The 23,008-nt window shown below is 61.0% G+C and carries 22 protein-coding genes; 18 read left to right on the top strand and 4 right to left on the bottom strand.

The window, feature by feature from the left end; translation table 11 throughout:
- Positions 1 to 54 precede the first annotated feature (54 nt).
- The 10 genes from NW848_RS11225 to NW848_RS11180 all read left to right on the top strand — a co-directional run bounded on the left by NW848_RS11225 (position 55) and on the right by NW848_RS11180 (position 8,572).
- The gene (locus NW848_RS11225; protein ID WP_011430869.1) at positions 55 to 987 is read left to right on the top strand and encodes a DnaJ C-terminal domain-containing protein; all 933 of its coding nucleotides are present in this window, start codon (positions 55 to 57) and stop codon (positions 985 to 987) included.
- A complete protein-coding gene (locus NW848_RS11220; RefSeq protein WP_011430868.1) occupies positions 984 to 1,265 on the top strand; it encodes a chaperone modulator CbpM in 282 nt (93 codons plus the stop codon). The genes NW848_RS11225 and NW848_RS11220 overlap by 4 nt, the downstream gene beginning before the upstream one ends.
- A gap of 52 nt (positions 1,266 to 1,317) precedes the next feature.
- On the top strand, positions 1,318 to 2,067 hold the full coding sequence (locus NW848_RS11215) for a photosystem reaction center subunit H (protein WP_011430867.1): 750 nt from the start codon (positions 1,318 to 1,320) through the stop codon (positions 2,065 to 2,067).
- A 157-nt stretch (positions 2,068 to 2,224) separates the two neighbouring features.
- On the top strand, positions 2,225 to 2,632 hold the full coding sequence (rplU, locus tag NW848_RS11210) for a 50S ribosomal protein L21 (RefSeq protein ID WP_011430866.1): 408 nt from the start codon (positions 2,225 to 2,227) through the stop codon (positions 2,630 to 2,632).
- A 59-nt stretch (positions 2,633 to 2,691) separates the two neighbouring features.
- Positions 2,692 to 2,961 (top strand): 50S ribosomal protein L27, encoded by a 270-nt coding sequence (gene rpmA / locus NW848_RS11205; protein WP_011430865.1) that lies wholly within the window; start codon positions 2,692 to 2,694, stop codon positions 2,959 to 2,961.
- A 126-nt stretch (positions 2,962 to 3,087) separates the two neighbouring features.
- Positions 3,088 to 4,581, top strand: coding sequence for a cellulose synthase (locus tag NW848_RS11200; protein ID WP_099813010.1), 1,494 nt, complete (start codon positions 3,088 to 3,090; stop codon positions 4,579 to 4,581).
- A 258-nt stretch (positions 4,582 to 4,839) separates the two neighbouring features.
- The gene (locus tag NW848_RS11195) at positions 4,840 to 6,606 is read left to right on the top strand and encodes an MBL fold metallo-hydrolase (protein WP_099834821.1); all 1,767 of its coding nucleotides are present in this window, start codon (positions 4,840 to 4,842) and stop codon (positions 6,604 to 6,606) included.
- 59 nt (positions 6,607 to 6,665) lie between these two features.
- The gene (locus tag NW848_RS11190; protein WP_011430862.1) at positions 6,666 to 7,409 is read left to right on the top strand and encodes an ABC transporter ATP-binding protein; all 744 of its coding nucleotides are present in this window, start codon (positions 6,666 to 6,668) and stop codon (positions 7,407 to 7,409) included.
- 87 nt (positions 7,410 to 7,496) lie between these two features.
- The gene (locus NW848_RS11185; protein ID WP_011430861.1) at positions 7,497 to 8,081 is read left to right on the top strand and encodes a TIGR04376 family protein; all 585 of its coding nucleotides are present in this window, start codon (positions 7,497 to 7,499) and stop codon (positions 8,079 to 8,081) included.
- Positions 8,082 to 8,278: 197 nt separating this feature from the next.
- Positions 8,279 to 8,572: a PipX family protein gene (locus tag NW848_RS11180; RefSeq protein ID WP_414402825.1), complete on the top strand. Its 294-nt coding sequence runs from the start codon at positions 8,279 to 8,281 to the stop codon at positions 8,570 to 8,572.
- 1 nt (position 8,573) lies between these two features.
- Here NW848_RS11180 and pheS read toward each other — a convergent pair whose 3' ends face one another.
- Both pheS and NW848_RS11170 read right to left on the bottom strand, forming a co-directional pair.
- Positions 8,574 to 9,575: a phenylalanine--tRNA ligase subunit alpha gene (pheS, locus tag NW848_RS11175; protein ID WP_011430859.1), complete on the bottom strand. Its 1,002-nt coding sequence runs from the start codon at positions 9,573 to 9,575 to the stop codon at positions 8,574 to 8,576.
- A 151-nt stretch (positions 9,576 to 9,726) separates the two neighbouring features.
- Positions 9,727 to 10,338 (bottom strand): chromophore lyase CpcT/CpeT, encoded by a 612-nt coding sequence (locus NW848_RS11170; protein ID WP_041438454.1) that lies wholly within the window; start codon positions 10,336 to 10,338, stop codon positions 9,727 to 9,729.
- 719 nt (positions 10,339 to 11,057) lie between these two features.
- On the opposite strand from NW848_RS11170, the gene NW848_RS11165 reads away from it, so the two are divergent.
- The 6 genes from NW848_RS11165 (at position 11,058) to murJ (ending at position 16,617) form a co-directional block, all read left to right on the top strand.
- Positions 11,058 to 11,576 carry a phycocyanin subunit beta gene (locus NW848_RS11165; RefSeq protein ID WP_011430857.1) on the top strand — a complete coding sequence of 173 codons (519 nt, stop codon included), beginning with the start codon at positions 11,058 to 11,060 and terminating at the stop codon, positions 11,574 to 11,576.
- Between the two features lie 187 nt (positions 11,577 to 11,763).
- Positions 11,764 to 12,246, top strand: a complete 483-nt coding sequence (locus NW848_RS11160; RefSeq protein ID WP_011430856.1) for a phycocyanin subunit alpha — start codon at positions 11,764 to 11,766, stop codon at positions 12,244 to 12,246.
- A gap of 274 nt (positions 12,247 to 12,520) precedes the next feature.
- Positions 12,521 to 13,378: a phycobilisome rod-core linker polypeptide gene (locus tag NW848_RS11155; RefSeq protein WP_011430855.1), complete on the top strand. Its 858-nt coding sequence runs from the start codon at positions 12,521 to 12,523 to the stop codon at positions 13,376 to 13,378.
- Between the two features lie 32 nt (positions 13,379 to 13,410).
- Positions 13,411 to 14,238: a HEAT repeat domain-containing protein gene (locus NW848_RS11150; RefSeq protein ID WP_099813014.1), complete on the top strand. Its 828-nt coding sequence runs from the start codon at positions 13,411 to 13,413 to the stop codon at positions 14,236 to 14,238.
- A gap of 213 nt (positions 14,239 to 14,451) precedes the next feature.
- Complete coding sequence (locus NW848_RS11145) at positions 14,452 to 14,817, top strand: DUF4278 domain-containing protein (protein ID WP_414402824.1); 366 nt, start codon at positions 14,452 to 14,454, stop codon at positions 14,815 to 14,817.
- Between the two features lie 165 nt (positions 14,818 to 14,982).
- A complete protein-coding gene (gene murJ / locus NW848_RS11140; protein WP_011430852.1) occupies positions 14,983 to 16,617 on the top strand; it encodes a murein biosynthesis integral membrane protein MurJ in 1,635 nt (544 codons plus the stop codon).
- A gap of 10 nt (positions 16,618 to 16,627) precedes the next feature.
- Here murJ and sigC read toward each other — a convergent pair whose 3' ends face one another.
- Positions 16,628 to 17,731 (bottom strand): RNA polymerase sigma factor SigC, encoded by a 1,104-nt coding sequence (gene sigC / locus NW848_RS11135; protein WP_041439130.1) that lies wholly within the window; start codon positions 17,729 to 17,731, stop codon positions 16,628 to 16,630.
- A 449-nt stretch (positions 17,732 to 18,180) separates the two neighbouring features.
- On the opposite strand from sigC, the gene NW848_RS11130 reads away from it, so the two are divergent.
- On the top strand, positions 18,181 to 18,837 hold the full coding sequence (locus NW848_RS11130; RefSeq protein WP_099813015.1) for a cofactor assembly of complex C subunit B: 657 nt from the start codon (positions 18,181 to 18,183) through the stop codon (positions 18,835 to 18,837).
- 2 nt (positions 18,838 to 18,839) lie between these two features.
- Here NW848_RS11130 and mutS read toward each other — a convergent pair whose 3' ends face one another.
- Positions 18,840 to 21,527: a DNA mismatch repair protein MutS gene (gene mutS / locus NW848_RS11125; protein ID WP_414508848.1), complete on the bottom strand. Its 2,688-nt coding sequence runs from the start codon at positions 21,525 to 21,527 to the stop codon at positions 18,840 to 18,842.
- A gap of 209 nt (positions 21,528 to 21,736) precedes the next feature.
- Between mutS and NW848_RS11120 the strand changes: the two genes are divergently transcribed.
- Positions 21,737 to 22,945, top strand: coding sequence for an RNA-guided endonuclease InsQ/TnpB family protein (locus NW848_RS11120; RefSeq protein WP_414511107.1), 1,209 nt, complete (start codon positions 21,737 to 21,739; stop codon positions 22,943 to 22,945).
- Positions 22,946 to 23,008 lie beyond the last annotated feature (63 nt).

The following is a 23,008-nucleotide window of genomic DNA, read 5'->3' as shown; positions in this document are numbered from 1 at the left end:
CTCTAGCCTGAAGGTATCCTAAAAGCCTTAACCTGATTTCGTAGGGGTGAGCTTATGGCTGCGAGCGATTTCAAGGACTACTACCAGATCCTGGGCGTCAGCCGAGATGCCTCTTTAGAGGAGATCAAGCGCGCCTATCGCAAGCTGGCTCGCCAGTATCACCCCGACGTCAACCCCGGCAACAAGGCGGCCGAGGAGCGCTTCAAGCAGATCAACGAAGCCTACGAGGTGCTCTCGGATCCCGACAAGCGGCGGCGCTACGACCAGTTTGGCCAGTACTGGCAACGGGTGGGCAGCGGCGCGGCGGCGGGGCCGGGCATGGAGGGATTTGCCCAGTACGCCAGCTTCGAGGACTTCATCAACGAGCTGCTGGGCCGCATGGGATCCCGCCGCGGCGGCTTCCAGGGCTTCACCACGGGGTTTGGGCCGTTTGTCTCGGTGGATCTGCCAGGGCAAGACGTAGAAGCCACGCTGGGCCTCACCTGGGCAGAGGCCTTCCACGGCACCCAAAAGCGGCTGAGCGTGGATGGCGAAACCCTCACCATCCGCATTCCTCCCGGCGCCAAACCGGGCAGCCGCATCCGCGTCAAGGGTAAAGGCCAATATAGCCCCTTTGGCGGGCCGAGGGGGGATCTCTACCTCACCCTGGAGCTGCCCCCGCACCCCTTCTTCCGCTTCGACGGCGACAACCTGCTCTGCGAGCTGCCCATCACCCCTGACGAGGCGGTTTTGGGCGGCACAGCGGAAGTCCCCACCCCCACCGGTCGGGTGCAACTGAAGATCCCCGCCGGCGTCGATAGCGGCCAGACCCTGCGGCTGCGCGGCCAGGGCTGGCGGGATCCCCAAGGGCAGCGGGGCGACCTGCTGGTGCGGCTGAAGGTTGTCACGCCCAAATCCCTCTCCCCCACTGAGCGGGATCTCTACGAGAAGCTGCGGCAAAATCGGAGCTGGGATCCCCGCGCCTACTTGCAGGAGGTGAGGCTATGAGCTTGGCCATTGTGCGGGTAGAAGAACGGCTCTACACCTTTGAGCAGGCCAGTGAAGTAGCCGGGATCCCGACCCACCTGCTGGAGTGGCTGCTGTTGCAGGGGCTGGTGGAAGCGCAAAGCAGCTACCTCACCCCCCAACAACTGCGGCGCCTGCTGCAGATGATCCGCCTGCATCGGGACTTGGGCCTCAACTGGGTTGGGGCGGCCATGGTTTTGGATATGGCCCAGGAAATTGCCCGCCTCAGGGCGCAGCTACACTACTACCGCGGAGGCTAAGCAGCCCAAGCCTCCATCTCCCTTAAATCCCGCAAGTCAGGAGAACTTCTCTATGGAACAAGTCGTCCGACGCAGCCAAGTGGTGGGCCTGCTGGCCCTGGATAGCAGCACTGCCACGGCCCTGGGCACTGTCGAAGAAATCTGGGTCGATGGACAAGGGCGGGTCTGCTACTTCACCAGCCAGCAGGGCTACACCCCCCTGGAGCAAATCTCTCTCATCGGGCCGGACGCGCTGCTGACCTACTCCACCGTCTTCGCCACTCCGGCAACGCCGCTTAGCTCCCTCTACCGGCGAACCGTGCGTATTGGGGATCAGCCGGTGGGCTGGATCGAGGATTTTCTCTTCGATTGGGAAACCGGAACGATTGCCGCCTACATCCTGGGGGGCAGCATCGCCGAGCCCTGGGGAGGGCGCGCCGTCCTGTTGCCGGAGGATGTAGAGGCCATCGACGTAGATGCCGTGGTGGTCAAGGAAGATGCGCCGCAGCGCCTCAAATCAGAAACTGAGGGCCTAAAGAACTTTTGGAGCGAAAAGTCTCGCCAAGTCAAGCAGCTCATCCAGCGCATGGGGGATCGCCTCAAATCCCTGGTCGGCCCCCAGGATCCGCCGGAGGTGGTGCGCGTCAAGGTCAAGCAAGTGCGGGACGAGCTGGCCAAAGGGGGCAAGTTCGACCTCTCCCTGCTCGATGAGGCGGCAGAGTTTTTGCAGCAAAAATGGACAACCTGGCAGCAGCGCCTTAGCCGCGCCGCCCAGCGCATGCAAGCTGCCCTCCAGGCCGCCTGGGAAAAGCTGACCGAATGATGCTCCAACTCCCCTCTCCCAAAGGGAGAGGGGATGGGGGTGAGGGAATAGCCCTAGCTGACAGAGGGCAGGTTTTTCCGCTAGGATTAAAAATCGCTGTCAATGCTCGGATCAGGTTGCAAGACCCCTAGGGGCACCTGTACGGCAAGGAAAAGGCATGACCTACGCAATTGTGGAAACCAGTGGCAAGCAGCTTTGGGTAGAGCCAGGGCGCTTTTACGACGTCGATCGCCTGCCCGGCACAGAGGAAAACAGCCCCTTGGCCCTGTCCCAGGTGTTGTTAATCAACCACGAGGGACAGGTGACGCTAGGGCATCCGTATGTTCCCGAGGCAGTGGTCAGGGCACGGGTCTTGCAGCACCGCCGCGGCAACAAAATCATCGTCTACAAGATGAGGCCGAAGAAGGGAACCCGCAAAAAGAGAGGACACCGGCAGCCGCTCACCCGCGTGCTGATCGAGTCCATCGAACTCAACGGCACAACCCTGGCCACGGCCCAGTCTGCTCCGCCATCCACTTCTGAGGCGACCACTGACACCACAGGGATCCCAGCGGCGGAGGAATAGATCCTAAACTCAGGATCCCAACTTATCTTTGGCGACGACACAGTTGCAGAGGAGGCGTTATGGCTCACAAGAAAGGAACCGGCAGTACCCGCAACGGTCGCGACTCCAATGCCAAGCGGCTGGGGGTGAAGTGCTTTGGCGGCGAGCTGGTGCACCCTGGCTACATTTTGGTGAGACAGCGGGGCACCAAGTTTCATCCAGGGGTGAACGTGCGCCGCGGCGGCGACGACACCTTGTTTGCGGTGGCCACCGGCATTGTTACCTTTGAGCGCTACGGCAAGTGGCGGAAAAAGGTGAGCGTCTACCCGGTTGAGGCGGCTGCCCAATAGGCAGTGAGCTTCCCGTTCTGGCTGGGCAACTGGGCAAGACAGCTCAACTGGTTCCATTCCTCAGCCTGCAGCTGGGCAAAGGGGGGATCCTGGCTTGGCCCAATCCCAATCCTGTGTGGAGCGCCTGTGAGATCCAGGGCTGTGCGGGTGTACTTGTTTCGGGGAGTGGGGTTGCTCCACCTTATCGCTGGGGTGGCGTACCTCTACTGGCGCATCAGCGAGGGGCTGACCGGTCTGGGATCCCTTCTGTTTTGGGGGGCAGAGCTGTACGTTTGGCTGGCGGCGGTGGGCTTTATCCTCAGCCGCTATCCCCAGGTGCCGCAGGAGGGGGTGCCCGCGCCCGAGGTGCTGCGGCGGGCGTTTTTTCAACTGCCGCGGGTGGACGTGCTGGTGCTGCGCCAGCGGGATTCCGTGGAAGCGACCCGGCAGACGGTGCTCTCGGCCCTGCGCCTGGATTACCCCTGGGAGCGGCTGTTTGTCCATATTGTGGATCGGGTGGAAGATGCGGAGATGGCTAAAGTGGCGCGGGCCATCCCCTGCGAGTACTGGTCTTGCCCAAGCCCCACGACCGATCCCCTAGCCTACATGCTGGGATCCGGCCAGCTCCAGGGAGAATATCTGCTCCTGCTGCATCCCGGCCATTTTGTCGAGCCGGATTTTTTGTGGCAGACGTTGCCCCTGTTTTACGACTTTCCGGAGCGGGCCCCGATTGCCAATGCCACCGGCTTTGTGCAGGCAACGCTGCGCACCCTGGGCCAGCCCAGGGCGGTTCACCCGCTGCAGCAGCTTTTGGCGGTGGGATCCCAGGGCTACCAGGCGGCGCCGCTGCTGGGATCTGGCTGTCTCATTCGGCGGGCAGCTTTGGAGGGGATCCCGCAAATCGACATTCGCCGCCCTGTGCAGTTGGGGTGTCAGATGCACTGCCGCGGCTGGCAGTCCCACCTAGTGCGCCCAGCCCAGGTCACTGGCATTTTGTTGCCGTTGCGCAACCGCCGCGTCGCTCTGCTGGCGGTGTTTTCTGCCCTGCGGGAAAACCCCTTCTGGAGCAAGCCCACCACGCAGCAGCAGCGCTTTCAGTACCTGTGGCTGGCCCTCTGGGCTGCGGGCGGGGTGGCGGAGCTGGCCTATTTGGCGGTGCCCATCCTCTTTCTCTGCACAGGCTGGATGCCGGTGCCGGCCTTTGATAGAGTCTTCTTTGCCTGGTTTCTTCCCTACGCCCTGCTGGGGCGCCTCACCTGGCTGTTGGCTTTTCCCCCGTCGCTGTGGGGAGCGGCGTGGCAGTCGGAGCGGCAGACGGGCAGCCAGTTTTTCCAGTCCATCCAGGCGCTGGTGCAGGCGGTGCGGGGGGTGCCCCCCTACCCCGAACAGCCGTCCCAGCTTTCCCTCGGCCCGCAGGCGCTGGCTATTGTGCTGACGTTGTTGGCCATGGGGGTGGGATCCCTGCGCTTTGCCGGCAACTGGGATCCAACCTGGCCAGAGCTGCTGTTTGGCCTAGTCTGGGCCTTCTACAACCTGATGGTTCTAACGGTGCGCCCGGACGATCACGATTTTGCCGGCTTTGCCTTGCGTAGCCACAACCCGGCAGCGGAAGAAACAACAGATGCGCTCTCCAACTCCTAGGGCTGCCAAGCCAGGCACACGGCAAAGCCAAATCCCCCTATTATTCCGCTGTTGCATGGAGAGCATAGAGAAAATGGCCGGCTGCCCCGGCGGAAGTGGTCAACAGCTATGCTGGAAGAAGGATAGGATAGCTAGATCGGCAGAGGTTGCCCCTGCCTTTCCGGGAGGTGTACGGAGGGGGAGGGGCGATCCCTGGCCGAGCCGCCCTTGTGGTTTGCAGGATTGAGCGTGGTCTTCTAGCTTAAAAACAACACCTCTGTGGAGTCAGAAAGACCCCCCCTTCGACTGTTTCCCCTGGGCACGGATCCCCGCCGGCAGGGCTGTGCCTACTGGCTGGAGATGGGATCCCACCGCTTGCTCCTCGATTGCGGTTTGCCTGCTTCCTCCCTCTTCAAGGCCCTGCCAGGGATCCCGGATGCGGTGATCTGCAGCCATGCTCACTTTGACCACCTGCAGGGGCTGCCCGCCTTTTATCGTCGCTACCCGCAGGTGCCTATCTATGCCACTCCCCTGACCGCCCACTTGGCGGGCGGCCTGTGGGAGCGGGGCGTTTGGCCGGGCTACGACCGGGAAATTCGCTTTCCTCCCTTTCGGGCACTGCCCTTTGGCCAGGCACGAGAGATCCTGCCCCATCTGATGCTCACCTTTTTCACAGCCGGGCACCTGCCGGGAGCAGCGGCAACCCTGCTGCAAAATACCCAGACCACTCCGGCCCAAACCTGCGTCTACACCGGCGACTGTTCCCTGGCCTCAACCCGCTTTGCCCCCGGCTTGGATCTCACCGCTTTGCGCCATTGGCAGCCGGACGTGCTGCTCATCGAAGCCTCGCTGGGATCCACTCGCCATCCGCCCCGTCGCCATCTGGAAAACCGCCTGCTGGAGCGTCTGATCAGCGCCTTGGCAGCAGGGCAGACGGTGCTGTTTCCGCTGCCGGTGTTGGGGCTGGGGCAGGAGCTGCTCTTCCTCCTCAAAGCCCACCACCGCTTTACCCAGGCTTCCCAAGAGCTGACCGTGTGGGTGGCGCCGGGGCTGGCGGCAGGCTGCAACCTCTACGAACGCTTGCTCCCCTACCTGCCGGAGCCGGTGCGCAATTTCGCCACCTATCAGCCCTTGTTCTGGGAAGACCGCCTGCAGCCGCGGGTGCAGCCCCTCACGGAGGCGGATCCCCTGCCCCAGGGCCTGTTGCTGTGCGATGCCGATGCCGGGCCTGAAGCCTGGGATCCCATCTGGTCGCGCTTGCTGGCCCAGCCGCAGCGCTCCTGTCTGCTGGTGCGGCTGCCGGAAGTGGAGCTGGCCACCCCCTTTGACCAATGGCCAGCGCCGCTGCGCTCCCGCATCGGAGTGGAGTGGCTGGCTTGGCACAGCCACAACGACGTTGGGCATCTGACCCAGATCGTCCACACCTTTCGCCCCCAACATGTGGTCTTGGTGCACGCCAGCCCCCAGCAGGCGCAGGATCTGGCGGATCTGCCGGAGCTGTGCAACCGTTACCATGTCCACTGCCCCCAACCCGGCCATTGGTTGGAGCTGCCCGACGGCCGCCTGCAAACCCAAGTCAAGCCGTCAGAATTTCCCAGGGATCCCGCCTTGCGCTACGAGGGGGAGGTGGAAGAGATCTGGCAGGAACAGGGCTCGCCCCGCGCCTTGGCCGGCGTACAGGTACGGCTGCCCCCTCAGATTGCCCAGGATCCCCGCTGGGCCGCCTGGGCTGAGACTGGCTTGGTGGAGGCCCGCTGGCAGGGATCCGAACTGGTGTTGCGCGGCCTTTCGCCGCGGGAGCTGATCCGCCCGGCAGGGGCCGCCCCCGCACCAGCAGGAATCGTGCCGCGTCCAAAACAGCCTTCTGCCTCCACCGATAACGGTGGCAGAAAGTGCCAGAACTGCCGCTTTGCCCGCCAGATCTTAACCTCACAAGCCCAAGCCTTTCGCTGCGACCAAGAGCGCTCCCCCCTCTACCGCCTCCGGGTGGATCCGCAAGGAAGCTGTCCCTACCATCAGCCGCTGGAAATCCGCTCTTCCGGTTAGTCAGCCCCCGAAGCCCCAGCAGCCCAAAGGCTAGAATGGGGCCAGTCGCGGTACCCACCATGCTTGAGCAACAACCCTGGGCAGATCGTCGCCAGGGGCTGGTCGGATCCCTGGAGCGCCCTACCACACCCCACCTGCCCGTGGTGCAAATGGTCGGGGTGAACAAAGTCTACCCACTGCCGGAAGGCAGCTTTCAGGCCCTCTACGATATCGACTTGGCGATCGAGGCAGGGGAGTATTGCGCCATCATGGGGCCCTCTGGCTCCGGCAAGTCCACCCTGATGAACCTCATGGGCTGCCTGGATCGGCCCAGCTCAGGGCGCTACTGGCTGGACGGCGTGGAAGTCTCTACTCTGACGGATCGGGAGCTGGCCCGGATTCGCAACCAAAAGATTGGCTTTGTCTTCCAGCAGTTTCACCTCCTGCCCCTCTTGACGGCTCTGGAGAACGTGATGCTGCCCCTGGCCTACGCCGGGATCCCGGAGCCAGAGCAACGCCGGCGGGCCAAGCAAGCTTTAGAACAAGTGGGCTTGGGGAGCAAGCTGCACCAGCGCCCGGCTCAACTCTCCGGCGGCCAGCAGCAGCGGGTGGCCATCGCCCGTGCCATCGTCAACCGGCCACAACTGTTGTTGGCTGACGAGCCTACAGGAGCCCTGGACAGCCGCACCGGCCAGGAAGTGCTCAACCTCTTTGCCGAGCTGCACCGCCAGGGCATTACCCTTGTCGTGGTTACCCATGACCTGGAAGTGGCCCAGGCCGCCCAGCGCATCATCCGCGTTGCCGATGGGCATTTGCTGGTCTAGGCTGCGATCCAACGGGGGCCTATCGGGAACGAGCCGGCTTGCGCTAGCCTAAACGCAACTGAGCGCTCGGCCAGTGAGGATCGGCCCATGAAATTGATCGAAGATATCATCCGATTTTTGGAGACCCGCCTAGAGGAATTCCTCAAAGCCCACCCAGAGATCGAGTTGCAAGCCCTCGACGAGCAGTTGCGCCAGCAGGAAGAAGAAACTCGACGGCTGCGGCAGGAAAGCTTGGCCCAGAAGCAAGCCCTGAGCGAAGCTCTCGCCAAGCTGGGCGAGGAGATCAAGACCTGGCACTTTCGCATCGAAAAAGCCGAGCGGGCCAACCGCCCCGACCTGGCCGAAGGGGCGCGTCGACGGGAAGCCGAGCTTTTGGAGAAAGGAAGCCGGTTGTTCAACCAAGGGAAGGCTCTGGAGGAGAAAATCCAGCAACTGGAAGCTCTGCTGCCGCAAATTGCCCGGCGCCGCCAAGAGGTGAAAACCAAGCTGCAAGAAGTCAAGGCCGCCCAAGCCAAAACTGCCGCCGAGCCGGCTTGGGGCTTCAGCCCCTGGGGAAAACCGTTTGAGGAAGATAAGTTGGAGGAGGAATTTCGCCGGCTGGAGATGCGGCTAGAGGTAGAGAAGGAATTGCATGACATGAAGAAAAAGGTGGGGGAACAGCAGCGGCGGTAGCAGCCTGGCCTGTGTCTAAAAAAACTCTGTTAACCTCGAATCCAGTTGCAACAGCCGAACCAAAATCAAGCTGGGTGGAACCTACGATTTGCGCTCTCGGTCTCAAGAGCCGGAGCGAAATCGTTTCGGCAACTTTCTCGGCCACCGAACGAGAAGGAAAGCCCCTCTTCTCCACCAAGAGTGGTACGCTATTGGGCATGAATGAGCTCTATCTAAATCACCCTACATTTGGTTTGCTCTACGGCCTGTGTCGGGTTAACGAAGGTGAGGCCATCTTCACCACCCTTTATGCCCAACGGCTGTTTTTTCGGGTCTACTTCAAGCCCCCCGCTGACGACGACCCCTCTGCTCTGGAAGAATTGGTCTTTGACCCGATTAGCCGCAACGAAGCCCGCCAGGTCATCGAAGAACAAATGCGCCTGTTGCGCCGCGCCAATCGCAAAGACGAGCTGGAGCACCTGCAGTTGGTTTACAAACGCACCTTCTCTTGACCTAAAATTGCGACAAAAAGCGCAGGTCGCTGCTGTAGAACAGGCGGATATCTTGAATGCCATGTAAGAGCATGGCCACCCGCTCAACGCCGATCCCTGCCGCAAAGCCGGTGTAGCGCTCCGGGTCATAGCCGACCGCCTGAAATACATTGGGATCCACCATGCCGCAGCCAAAAATTTCCAGCCACTTGGAGCCAAAACGCACATCCATCTCGGCAGAAGGCTCCGTGAACGGAAAATAGCTGGGCCGGAAGCGGGTTTCTCGCTGACCCAACAGGCGAGTGACAAACTCCTTGAGGGTGCCCTTCAGGTCGCAAAAGGTGAGGTTCTGGCCCACCGCCAAGATTTCCATTTGGTGAAACACAGCCGAGTGGGTGGCATCGACACTGTCGCGGCGCATCACTCGCCCGGCATGCACAATGCGCAGGGGCGGCTGGTGTTGCTCCATATAACGCACCTGCACCGAAGAGGTTTGGGTGCGCATCAGATAGCCCTTTTCCAAATAGAGGGTATCCTGCATGTCCCGCGCCGGGTGGTCGGCGGGGGTGTTGAGGGCCTCGAAGTTGTAGTACTCTGTCTCGATCTCCGGGCCGTGGACCACCGTGTAGCCCATCCCCACAAAGATATCGAGCATGCGGTCGATGGTGGCCTGCAAAGGGTGAATCCGCCCTAGAGGCCGGCGCGGCCCCGGCATAGTGACGTCCAGCCGCTCCGCCTCCAGGCGAGCCTGGAGCTGAGCTTCGGCCAGGGCCCGTTTGCGCTCATCCAGCCTAGATTGCAGGGCCTCTTTGAAGGTGTTGGCCAAAGCGCCAATGGCAGGCCGTTCTTCCGGGGGCAGCTTCCCCATGCCCCCCAAGATCTTGGAGAGCTTCCCCTTCTTGCCCAGATAGTCGATGCGGATCTGCTCCAAGGCGTCCAGATCGGCGGCCTGCGCCACCTGGGCAAGCGCCTCACCTTGGAGGGTGAGAAGCTGTTGGCGAAGCGTGTCTCGTTCGTCTTGCATGGGGAAAGTTCATTCGCACATTCGCGTCAGCGTTGCCGAGCAGCCGGCAGACAAGGATCCCTATTGGACATGTAGCGGGCCGCAGTTGCTTTCTCCCAAAGTATCATCTTTCACCGACGGCGCCGAGATTGGCAAGGGATTCTCTTCCCACCTACTGCAGCAGCTCCGCCTGCCAATCGACAACCTTGCGAAAGCGAAAAGGGCCGGCCACAGCTCCCCACACCTGGCGGTGGGTAACCGGATCCATGCCGCGATCGTGGCTGCAAAACTCGTTCTCGCTCAGGTGCAAGGTGGTCTGCAAATAGGTGGTTTGACCGTTGCGCACCACGCAACAGCGGCAACCCGGCTCCGTCACGCCGACAAAAAGGGATCCCTGCCTCTTCACCTGCACATCACACCCCGGCAGGTAGGCCAGATCGGCAGCGCTCAGTTGGCTGAGTTGCTCCGCCCTCCCCCGAGCACACCCCCGCCACCGCTGCGGCTGCAGAGGACGGTAGTTGCGGATCACGATCCCGTCCCCCACTTGAGTGAGTTCCACCACTGCCTGACGATAGGGCTCCTCCAAATGGCCGCTGTAAGCCTGCTCCACATAAAAGCCGATTCCCCCCAGCACAGCAGTTGGCAAGGGGCGATAGGCCACCCGGATCGAGGCAAAAAAAGGTGGGTTCTCCCAGGCTTGCTCTTGGTTGCTGAAGTCTCCCGCCAGCCAACGTGCCATCTGCAACAGCTCAGGGGAAGAGGTGGACTCCAACCAGTTCGACATAACCACGCATCCAGAAATACCGTAGGGACTTATACCGAAAATCCCAGGCGGTCGATGAAAACCTGCTCAGATTTTCCCCTAACCTCTGCTCTGCCGAGGAGGTTCCACAAATGTTAAATTATGTATCCTTTATGAGAAGGTTTGCGTGGATACTGAAGCGGGCTTGCCTCTTGGCCGAAAGCCACAATCACGGTTTATATTTTTCTTCATGTCGTAAAGCTGTGTAAAGTAACATTTTTTTCTGTAAAAACTAAGGCCCTGAAGGATGGAGAGAAGAGGGCGGGATTGCCCGTCTGGATGAGGATCCAAGACTTTTTGCGGCAAGTAAAGTCCCTTTACATTTTTTGATTCAATCGCTCCCTGTCCTCGCGATAGAAAAAGACTGGAAACAAGGCGAGCCAGATTTTCCTCATCTGTCCAGTTCAGGTTGTCGGCAGTGGAGGATCTTTAAGAAGCGGGATCCGTTGACATGTGTCGGCAAGCGGCTTCGCCTGCGAGGCCGTTTGACTGGAGGTGGGTCGAGGATTAGCTTGCCCATCTTGTTTCTACGGGCTTTGATCCCGTGGGCAGGTCTGTTGGGACAAGGAGCTGTGCCAACGGTGCCGGTCGGCATCAGGGATCGGGGCATTGCTGCATTCCTGGCTGGCGGGAGCTTCCACTTCCGCGGCAGGGAGTGACGATTCATAACCTCTTTTGCTTTCGCTAGGAGATTTAAAGCCATGAACGATGTATTTGGCAAAGTTGTTGCGCAAGCTGATTCCAAAGGCGCTTTCTTGGGAGAAAACGAGTTTGCGGCTCTGCAGCAGGTGATTGCCGAGGGGAACAAGCGCTTGGACGCCGTGAACCGCCTCACCAGCAACGCTTCTAAAATTGTGACCGATGCCATCCGTCAGTTGTTTGCCGAGGAGCCCAATTTGAACGCTCCCGGCGGCCCTGCTTATCCCAGCCGCAACGTGGCCGCCTGTATGCGGGATATGGATATCATCCTCCGCTACATCACCTATGCAGTGGCAGCCGCTGACCCCAGCGTGCTGGACGAGCGCTGCTTGAACGGCTTGCGGGAAACCTATCAGGCGCTGGGCACCCCTGGCAGCTCTGTGGCCAACGGCATTCAAAAAATGAAAAAAGCTGCGGTGGCGGTGGTGAGCGATCCCAACGGCATCACCCGGGGTGATTGCAGCGCTTTGATCGCCGAAATCGAGTCCTACTTCGATCGCGCCGCTGCTGCCGTGGTCTGATAGGGCCGGAATCTCCATCGCTTTGCCTGGAACAGTCGGATCCTAGGGTGAAGGCCGCCGTGGAGTTCAACTCGGGTTGGCCTGGGATCCCTGAGAAGACAACCTTTTTTGCAGTCATTTTGCAGTTAAGCCGCTTTTGCAGTGTTGGATTTTTGCGTTGAGCTTAAGTAAAGGAGCGTTTTGAATCATGCAAACCCCTATTGTCGATGCCATTGCTACCGCGGATAGCCAGGGGCGCTATCTGAGCAACAGCGAGTTGCAGGCCATCAACGGCCGTTTTCAGCGGGCTGCCGCCAGCATGGAAGCTGCCCGTGTCCTGAGCAGCCGTGCCGAAGAGCTGGTGCGCGGCGCCACCGAGGCCGTCTATGCCAAGTTCCCCTATACCACTCAGCCTGGGGGACAATGCCACACCCAAGCGGGCAAAGACAAGTGCGCCCGCGACGTGCGCCACTACCTGCGCTACATCACCTACTGCTTGGTAGCCGGTGGCACCGGCCCGTTGGACGAGTATCAGTTGGCCGGGATCCGCGAGATCAACGCCGCTTTTGAACTCTCCCCCAGTTGGTTTATCGAAGCGCTACGCTACATCAAAGCCAACCATGGCCTGACGGGGCAAGCGGCCACCGAAGCCAACACCTACATCGACTACGCCATCAACGCGCTCAGCTAGGTTCTGCAGCTTGGGATCCCCCAAAAAGGTGGCCAGCCCGGCGCTTGAGGGGGATAGCGAAGAAAGGTTGTCGAGGGCAACGGTGGCGAGAAAGGGATCCCTTTGGCCGGTTGGGTCTGAGGATCTCTCCCCCAGAGGGAAAAGCGCCGCTGTTGCTCTCGCTTCAACCCCATATTTGTGCTGCTGAGGGTTGTTGAGTTGAGAGGTGAACCCAAGCAGCCTTTTCAAGCTTTTTTCAAAGTTAATCCAGCCAGTTTCATCATGAGGAATTAACATGAGTGGAATCACAGCGGCAAGCCGAATGGGGATCCGGGGCATTACAGAGACGACTCCCTTAGAATTGCGCCCTAATGCCAGCCAGGATCAGCTCAATGCGATCCTGCGGGCCATCTATCGCCAGGTGCTGGGTAACGATCACCTGTTTGGCGCAGACAGGAAGGAGCTGGCCAGTGCGGAATCGCTGCTACGGCGGGGCAGCCTGACGGTGCGGGAGTTTGTGCGCTTAATCGCCAAGTCCGAAGCCTACAAGAGGCGGTTTTTGTACCCTAACTCCCAGACCCGCGCCATCGAGCTCAACTTCAAGCACCTGCTGGGGCGAGCTCCCACCAGCCCTAAGGATATTGCCCGACACCTGGACATCTACCACGCTGGGGGCCACAGCGCGGAGATCGATTCCTACATCGACAGCCCAGAATACCTGGAAGCCTTTGGCGACAACATCGTCCCCTATCCGCGCGGGTTTGAATATCGCAAGGCCCATACCACCCGCGACTTCACCAACCTTTTTGCCCTCTACGGGGGCTACGCCAACAACGACCGTTCCCAGGGGCGCAGGCCGCGCTTGATGGTACCCCTCGCCACCGGCTTTACCCCGGCCATCCGCCGCATCGGGGTGCGGGGGCTGCTGCCCCCCAGCCCCATTACCAAACACTTGGGGCCGCCAACGGGCCAGTCCGATCGCATGTTCTGCATTGAGGTGACGCGGCTGCTTAACCCGCCCTCGGCCCTGGCCACCTCCAGCCGGGTGCGCAAATCCAACCAGCAGATCTTTGTCTCTGCCGATCAGCTCTCGGCGACGATGCAGCGGCTGCTCAAGTCGGGCGCCAAGATCGTCAGCGTCCGCAGCGCTTGAGGCCTCTGCAGGCGCTCTGGCCTGTTGATGCTATGACCACGGCTGTTCCTTCAGATCTCCCTCCGGCCGCCGACCTCACCCCCGCTGGCCAGATCGCCAAGCTGCGCCATGGGGATCCGGGGGAACGTTACTACGCGGCTTGGTGGCTGGGGCGCATGCGCATCCCCGAAGGGATCCCGGCCCTGATCGAAGCCTTGGCCGATGAGACAGATCGCACCACGCAGGGGGGATATCCGCTGCGGCGCAACGCCGCCCGTGCCCTGGGCAAGGTGGCCTCCCCTGCTGGGATCCCGGCTCTGAAAGAGGCTTTACGCTGCTCCGATGGCCAAGTGGTGGCAGCAGCAGCTCAGGCGCTGGTGGAGATCGCCCTAGCCAATAATCTGGATCGGGATCCCAGGCAAGCCGAAGAGCTGGGAGTGGCGTTGCTCGAAGGGCTGCGCTGGGTGGAGCAGGGTCTGCAGACAGAAGCGCCTGCCGCCTTGGAGGCTTTGATCGAGGCGCTTGGACAGTTGCAGGTGGCTGCCGCCCTGGGGCAGATCCGCCCTTACCTAGAGCACCCCTCAATTCGCCTCCAATGCGCGGCAGCGCGGGCCTGTTACCGGCTGACAGGGGATCCCACTTTTGTCCAACCGCTACTGTCGGTGTTGAGCCACCCCAACATCCATCTGCGGCGGGCTGCCCTGCTGGATCTGGGGGCCAGCGGCTATCTGCCGGCGGCCCAAGCCATGGCAGCGGCAGCGGTGGAGGCCAATATCAAGCTGCTCGCCCTCAAGCAGTTGGTGGAGCTGAACCTCAGACGGGGAAAAGAGGCCGGCACCGACCTGCACCAGGTGCTACGGCTAATCGACGAGCTGCTCTAATTCTCTGGATAGGGAGACGACCTCGACCCAAAGTTGACACCCAACTGCTTATTTTGTTAATTCCGATACAGAATAAAATTGGGTCTTACCCTCTGAGCTGCGCCGAGGAAGCCGAAGCTGTTGTCTAACGGCTCTCAACAAGCTGGCTCAGGGGCGTCGCTTTCTTCCTCAGCTCTTTAAAGATCGCCGCAGTCTATTTGGGGGAGTCTTCCTATGCAACTGACCTACCGGGGCATTGCCCACGACTTTGTCCCTTCTGCCCCCGCAACCTGCCAGCGGCAGGAGGTGCCAACGCGCTACCGGGGCCTGGCGTGGAGCTGGCCAGCCCAATCGGCGGTTGTGTCGCTGCCACAGTTTTTTGCCTTGAGGTATCGAGGCCTTGTCCTCAATCCGGCGGCGAAGGCAGCGAGCAGGGTGCCGGCGGCTATTTCCCCGCGCAAGGACTTTATAACCTTGGTCGAAGAAACCCATCGGCAAAACCTGCTGCGGCGACTACAAGAGCGCATTCGCGCTGCCCAGGCCCGCGGCGACGAGCATCTGTTGCGGCAACTGGAGCAGGAGCGACAACTGCTGGCCTGAGCTCTGCCTTGCCCTCCCTCCAGAGGTCGGGAGAATCCGGGATAATGGTGCTGCCCTATGCCGAAGCGAGGGGGGTAGCGGCTGTGAGCCTGTGGGTGAATCCTGGGAAGATTAGGGCATCCCGACAGTTGCCCATTGCCAAGGCGGCGGTGGGGAGCTAGGGGTATGAAAGAGTCTGCCCCGCGAATCCCATCCGCCGCGTCTTCTCCACCCCGTTCCTTGCTCTCGGTAGCAGGGCTGGTGGCAGGGGCCACGCTGCTCAGCAAGGGCATGGGGTTTATCCGTCAGGCCCTAATCGCGGCAGTCTACGGCTCGGGGACAGAGTACAGCGCCTTTAGCATAGCCTATGTCCTGCCTGGCTTTTTGTTGATCTTGCTGGGCGGGATCAACGGCCCCTTTCACAGCGCCATCGTCAGCGTGCTCAAAAAGCAGCAGCCGGGAAGAGAGGATCCGGCCCGTTGGCTAGAGTCCATTTCTACCTTGGTGGGCTGCCTGCTCTTAGCGGTGACGTTGGGCCTCTGGTGGGGAGCCGACTGGGTGGTGCGCCTGAGCGCACCAGGGGCCAGCCCCGAAGTGCATGCTCTTGCCGCCGAGCAGTTGCGGATCATGGCGCCGCTGGCCTTGCTCTCGGGCTGGATTGGCATTGGCTTTGGGGCGCTGAATGCGGCCGAGCACTACCTCTTGCCCGCCCTTAGCCCGTTGATCTCCAGCTTGTCAGTCATTGGGATCCTGCTCGCGTTGGGATGGACGGGGATCCCGACGTTGCTGGCCTGGGGGGTGCTCATCGGGGCCATCGCCCAGTGGTTGGCGCAGGTGCCGCTGCAGCAGCGGCTGGGGCTGGGGCGGCTGCGGCTGCGCTTTGAGTGGGGATCCCCGCCGGTGCGGGCGGTGGGCCTGCTGCTGTTGCCGGCGGTGATCTCCTCCGGCATGATCCACATCAATGTCTATGTGGATCTCTTTTTTGCCTCCTTCGTGCCCGGGGATCGCACCATCGGCAACTTGGGCTATGCCCAGCTTTTGGTGCAAACCCCCCTGGGGATCCTCTCCAACATGGTGCTGGTGCCCCTGATGCCTCTCTACGCCCAGCTGGCGGGGGATGGATCCCGCTGGCCGGAGCTGCGCCAGCGTATCCGCCAAGGGCTGATGGTGACGGCCATCCTCACCCTGCCCCTGGCGATGGTGCTGGTGGCCCTGGCCGAACCTATCGTTCAAGTAGCCTACCAGCGCGGTCGCTTTACGCCGGAGGTGACCCAGGAGGTGGCGGCCCTGCTGATGGCTTATGGGCTGGGGATGACCTGTTACCTGCTGCGGGATGTGCTGGTGCGTATCTTCTACGCCCTGGAGGATGGGGCTACGCCCCTGCACATCAGCGGCCTGGCCATCGGCCTCAACGCCCTGCTGGACTTCCTGTTTTTGCCAACCTTTGGAGCACCGGGCATTGCCTTGGCCACGGCAGGCGTTAACCTGATGGCTCTGATTGGGCTGGGGATCCGCCTCCACCAGCGCTTGCCGGAGATCCCCTGGCAGGAGATGGGGCAGGCCCTGCTGCCGTTGCTGGGGATCACCGCCTTGGCCGGGGGCCTCAGCCATTGGCTGTGGACGCAACTGCGCTCCCACGAGATTCTCGGCTCTTCTCTAATCACCGCCGCCCTCTGGGCCGGTCTGGCCGCCGGCATCGGTCTCAGCTTGTTTGCGGCAGGGGCCCTGTATCTGCGGATCCCGGAAGTGAACTGGCTGGCAGCCCAGATCCAGACGCGCCTGAGCAAGATTGCCAGCCAGCGATCTCCATCCAGATCCTAGGCAGGCCCGACTAGCTGATGGCTTCGAGGTAGTCTCGCACTCGGTTGCGCCGCTTCGGCTGCCGCAGCTTTTGCAGGGCTTTGGCCTCGATTTGCCGTACCCGCTCCCGCGACAGATCCAAGGCGCGGCCAATTTCCGCCAGCGAGTAGGTGCGCCCATCCCCCAACCCAAAGCGCATGCGGATCACATCCCGCTCGCGGCTGGTGAGATCTGCCAGCAACTGCTGTAGATCGCGATGCAGGGCCTCCCGCATCATCGTCTCTTCGGGGGAGATGTCGTCGGTTTCCAGCAGATCCCCCAGCTCAGTGTCCTTGTCTTTGCCCACCTTGGTTTCCAGAGAAACCGAGCGCGGCACCCGCACCAGCAGCTCCCTGACCTGGGGCACCGTCATCTCCAGCTCGGAAGCAATATCCTCAATGGTGGGGGTACGGCCTTTCTCCTGGGAAAGCTTGCGCTGGGCTTTTTTGATCTTGTTCAGCTTCTCGGTGATGTGAACGGGCAAGCGGATAGTGCGGCTCTGGGTGGCGATGGCGCGGGTGATGCCCTGCCGGATCCACCAGTAGGCGTAGGTGCTGAAGCGATAGCCCTTCTTGGGATCGAACTTCTCCACCGCTCGCTCCAGGCCCAGCGTGCCCTCTTGGATCAAGTCCAGCAGCTCCAGGCCGCGATTTTGATATTTTTTCGCCACCGACACCACCAGGCGCAGGTTAGCTTTGATCATGTGCTCTTTGGCGCGCTTGCCAATTCGCTGGATCTGCTGTAGCTTCTCGGGGGTGAGGTTGGCCCATTCGGGGTACTGGTTGGCCCTAGCTGCCCACTCGGCCAGAGTTGGCTCCCGTCCCAACTCTTTCTGCAGGCGCAGGCGCACATCCAAAAGCTTCATGTAGTCTTGGACTCTTTGGGCCAGAGCCACCTCCTCATCGCGACCCAGGAGGGGAACACGACCGATCTCCTGCAAATAAAGGCGCACCAGATCGGTGGAGCGGCGAGCTGGCTCCTCTTCTGCAAACTCGCTCTCGGCCAGATCTACCTCTGCTTCCTCAGCGGGATCGAGGAGATCGCCATCCAACAAAATGTCGTTGAGCTCAGGTTCGTAGTTAGACATGTAAGGTATTGCTGAAACAGCGACAGAGGCAGGCAAACCAAAAGGGCAGGACTGGGAGGAAATCTCTAAGGCTGGTGTCTCCCTGGAGCGGTTGCTTTGCGCCGTCATCGCTCGAGTGGGGCAGGCACCCTCCTCCTCAACCCTCGCTGCAGAGCTCTGCCCTCTTAAAGGAGGCTACCCTGGAAAGGGAGAGAGACAAGAGTCAGTAAAGCAGAAGCCTCTTATCATAACTTATTATAGTTGCACTTCCCAGCCGAGAGGCACGAGATCCGGCGTAGCCTCCCCTCCTCTTGAACTGCCACTGAGGTTGCTGAAAAGCGCACTGCCCTCCAAGGGGTTTTTTGCCCATGCGAGCTACAAAGCGATAGAGGTGGCAACTCGGTTTTTCTTTGGAGGAGGGGGCGGCCAGCTCCTCTGAGAAGTCTAAACTGGTCAGCAGGCGTGTAAACTAGCATTCCATGAACTGCTTTCTTGCCAAGTCTCCTTCTTTCTGGTCAGGAGAGAAAGCCCCGATCGCAGTTGCGCCGCCCATCAACTTTGGCTCTCTATCCGAGGCACGTGCGGCAGTAGCCGCCTCTTCTTCCTTGCAAGGGGAGACAATTTCAACGCTACTGCTTACGGTCTTGCTGGCCATCGGCCTGTTCTTTTTTCTGCGAGCCTCTGGCAAAGACCGCGTCGAAGCTCGTCTCTATTTTAGCAGTCGCAACCTGGAAGAAATGGGATCCCTTCTCCGAAAGCACCTGGAGGGGCGCGCCTATCGCTTGCAATCTGCTGACCCGGAGGGGATCGCCACCTTTGTGGGTCAGGCGCGGGCCAGTGTGGGGTTGGCTGTTTTTTTGACGGGGCTGGCGGGGGCAGGGCTGGCCTGTTTGGCCCTGGTGCTGCAGATGCTGCAGCCGGCTTGGGGAGCCTGGCCTTGGACGCTGCTGCTGGCCTCTCCTTGGGCGGGCTGGTACTACTGGCGGCGCAGCCACCGCCCGCAGCAGATCCGCCTGAAGCTGCAAGAGGCCGCTCCGCCCCCCGGATCCCACCTCTGGGTGGAGGGGCAGCGGGAGGAGCTGGAGGTGCTGGCCGCCACCTTGGGGCTGGAAGAACGGGATCCGGAGCGAGGATAGACCTAGAGCTCCTCGGGGTAGAGGGAGGTCGGGATCAGGGATAGTTGATCCCCAGCCTTGGCATCGCAGTCGGGTATCCCGCGGGAATTGGATTCTTGCTTGAACCGTTTCTTGGGGTTGTTTGAAGAAGGGCGGCTTTTCCCCTGGCTGCGCAGGCCGAGGCCGATGCGGCTGTGTTGTTCCACCAGGGCCAGCACCTGTTTGGCCCGCTCGATCACCGGCTGGGGCAGGCCGGCCATGCGCCCCACCTCGATGCCGTAGGAGCGGTCGGCTCCGCCAGGTTGCACCTGGTGCAAAAAGATGATGCGATCCCGGAGCTCTTTGACCACCACCTGGAAGTTGGCCACGTTGGGCAGCAGGGTTTCCAGTTGGTTGAGCTCGTGGTAGTGGGTGGCAAAGATCGTGCGGGCGCGCACCTGGGTGGCCAGGTACTCGGCTACGGCCCAGGCAATGGAGAGGCCGTCGAAGGTGGCGGTGCCGCGGCCAATCTCGTCCAAAAGCACCAGGGAGCACTCGCCGGCGTGGTTGAGGATGTTGGCCGTCTCGTTCATCTCCACCATGAAGGTGGACTGTCCCGTGGCCAGGTCATCGACAGCGCCGATGCGGGTAAACACGCGGTCACACAAGCCCAGCTCCGCCCGCCTTGCCGGCACAAAGCTGCCCATCTGGGCCAGGATCTGGATGAGCCCGATCTGCCGCAAATAGGTGGATTTGCCCGACATGTTGGGGCCAGTGAGGACAATCAGATCCGGGCCGTGGGGGGATCCCAGGCGCACCGAGTTGGGGACAAATAGGCCCTGGGGCAAAGACTTCTCCACCACCGGATGGCGCCCTTCCTCGATGACTAGGCGGCGGTCGGTCGTGATTACGGGACGGGTGTAGCCCTGCTGCACAGCCACTTCCGCCAAGCCAAACAGGGCATCGACGGCGGCCAGGGTCTGGGCCACCTGGCGGATGGCGGCAGCTTGGGATCCTGCCTCTTGGCGCAGGTGCACAAACAGCTCGTATTCCCGCTGGTTGATCTCAGTCTGAGCGGTGAGGACGCGGGCTTCTTTTTCTTTGAGCTCAGGGGTGATGAAGCGCTCTTCGTTGGTCAGGGTCTGCTTGCGGATGTAGTCTTTTGGCACCTGCTGGGCCTTGGCGCGGCTGATGCTGATGTAGTAGCCGAAAGCCTTGTTGAAGCCAACTTTGAGGGTGGGGATCCCAGTGCGCTCGCGCTCGGTTTTCTCCAACTGGGCAATCCACTGGCGGTCTTGCTCCACCTGCTGCCGCAGCCTGTCCAGCTCGGCATCTACCCCAGGTCGGATCAACCCCCCTTCGGTGAGCACAGGGGGAGGGGAGGGCAGGAGGGTGTGCTCGATGCGGCGGCCCAGGTCAACCAGGGCGGGATCCACCTGTTGTAGGCTCTGCAGGAGGGGGGTTTGGGCTTCGGCCACCAGCTCGGCCAACTGGGGCAGTTTGCCCAAAGAGGATCCCAGGGCCACCAGCTCGCGCGGGTTGGCGGTGCCGGAGGCGACGCGGTTGGCCAGCCGCTCCAGGTCGTAGAGAGAGTCCAGCAGGGATCCCAGGCGGGTGCGCAGGGAGGGGCTTTCCAAGAGCTCCTGGATGGTGTCTTGGCGGAGGCGGATTTGCTCTGGATCTCGCAAAGGCTGCAACAGCCAGCGGCGTAGGGTGCGTCCTCCCATGGCGGTGCGGCTGTGATCCAGCACCCAGAGCAGGGATCCGACAAAGGCCCCCTCGCGGATGGTCTGGGTGAGCTCCAAGTTGCGGCGGGTTTGGGGATCCAAGATGAGGTAATCCGTCAACTGGTAGGTGCGAGGGGGACGTAGGAGGGGATGGCCCCCCTGGGGAGAAGGCTGCACCAGGTTCTTTTGCGTCTCCTCCAGGTAGTGCAAGAGCCCTCCCGCCGCCCGAATTGCCAGGGGCAGCCCCTCGCAGCCCAAGCCCTCCAAAGAGCGCAGGCCATAGGTCTGTAGCAAGTTTTCTCGAGCCACCGCCAGCTCAAAGGGCTCCGCCGGGCGCAGGGTATAGGTGTACTGGCCGGGCAGGCCCAGGGGAGCTTGGGGATCCCCAGGCCGAATTAGGCCCAGGCCCAGCCCTTCCTCGGTGGGCAGCAGGATCTCCGCCGGCTGCAGCCGGGCCAGCTCCTGTTCTAGCTGCTCTTGCCCCTCGCTCTGGCAGACCCAGAACTCGCCGGTAGAAATGTCGGCGTAAGCCAGGCCCCAGGGGGTTTGCTTGGAGCCTCTCAGGCGGACCACGGCGGCCAAGTAGTTGTTTTGCCGTGCCTGCAGCAGCTCCTCTTCGATGACCGTGCCGGGGGTGATGACCCGCGTCACTTCCCGCCGCACCAAGCCTTTGGCCTGATCCGCCGGCTCCATCTGGTCGCAGACGGCCAGGGCGTAGCCTTTGGCCACCAACTGGGCGGCATAGCGGTCGAAGGCGTGGTAAGGGATCCCGCACATGGGCACCCGGCCAATGGCCCCTGCCTCTCGCCCGGTGAGCACCAGCTCCAGCTCCCGCGACACCAGTTGCGCGTCCTGGAAAAACATCTCGTAGAAATCCCCCAGGCGGTAGAGCAGAATGGCGTGCGGGTATTGCCGCTTCAGCTCCACGTAGTGCTGCATCATGGGGGTGAGCAGGGCGGGATCCACCTGCAGGGCATCCCAAGTGGTCTCAGCAGAAGAAGCCATGGCACCAATGCTTGCAAGAGGGGGCCAAATTCAGGGTCCATCCAACCCAAGCTAACCGGCTTGGGCCATTCTATTTGATTTGAGATCTTCCCCCCTCTCCCTCCGGAAGAGAGGAGATTACCAAGCGGCGCCATAAAGCCCCGCCCTTTAGGTCAGGGATATAAGGCGCAGATTGTTTTATCTGATAAGACCCAGAATAAAATAGATTCATGTTAGTCAGGGAAGCCAAACTCCTCAACGGGACGCCAAAGCAGTATCAAGCTTTGGACGAAGCCATCCGCACCGCACAGTTTGTGCGCAACAAATGCCTGCGCCATTGGATGGACAATCGGGGGGTAGGGAAGAAGCATCTGTATGCTTTCTGCAAAGACTTGGCGAAGGAGTTCCCATTTGCGAATAAGCTCAACTCTGCTGCTCGGCAGGCGAGTGCGGAGCGAGCATGGCTATCGATTTCCAACTTCTACAGACGGTGCAAGCAGGGCGAAAAGAAGAAAGGCTATCCCCAGTTCAAGAAGCATTGCCGGTCTGTGGAATACAAGCAATCGGGCTGGAAGTTATCTGATGATGGCCTGTCTATCACCTTCACGGACGGGTTTGGAGCAGGGACCTTTGCGCTGTACTGCAATGGAGAAGCAAGACAGGATATCCTGAGCTCCAAAATCAACCGTGTGCGGGTGATCCGAAGAGCAGATGGGTACTATGCCCAGTTCTGTCTGGATGTAGACCGCAAGGAGCAAGGACAATACACAGGCAATGTTATCGGTATTGATCTTGGGCTCAAGCATTTCTACACCGACCAGAACGGCAATACCGTGAATTGCCCGAAGTTTTTGCGCCGCAGCGAGAAGCGGCTAAAAAGGCATCAACGCAAGTTGAGCAGGATGTTCGCAAAAGGGAGAAAACCGCAATCAAACAACTACCACAAACAGAAGAACCGAGTAGGTAGGATTGACCTCAAAGTCCAGCGCCAGCGTAGAGACTGGGCGATTAAGCTAGCCCGGTGCGTAGTGATGTCTAACGACATCGTGGTGTATGAGGACTTGCCGGTGAAGAACTTGGTCAAAAATCGTCATCTTGCCAAATCGATCCAAGATGCTAGCTGGTCGCTATTCACTCACTGGCTAGACTACTACGGCAAGGTGTGGGGCAAGGCAATCGTAGCAGTGCCGCCTCAATACACCACGCAGGATTGTAGTGGTTGTGGGCATAGAGTGGTTAAGACTCTGTCTACGCGAACTCATATTTGCCCCAAGTGTCTGCTTGTGCTGGATAGGGATCAGAATGCAGCTCTGAATATCCTGAAGAAGGGGCTAAGCCTTTTGGGGCTCAGCATCTTTAAGTTAAGCGTCTTAGGGTTGAAATGGCAAAACGGTACCTTAGGGCATAAGGGAACCGCTGCCCCCCGCCCCCCCCGCTAACCCACGCCCACGAGGCGGCCGAACAACGGCGGAGGCGCGGGGGCCGGGCTGCGGGATGGCAAC

The organism is Synechococcus sp. RC10A2 (assembly GCF_047502605.1).
The sequence above is the reverse complement of the archived record's forward strand: the minus strand, read 5'-3'. Positions and strand labels throughout refer to the sequence as shown.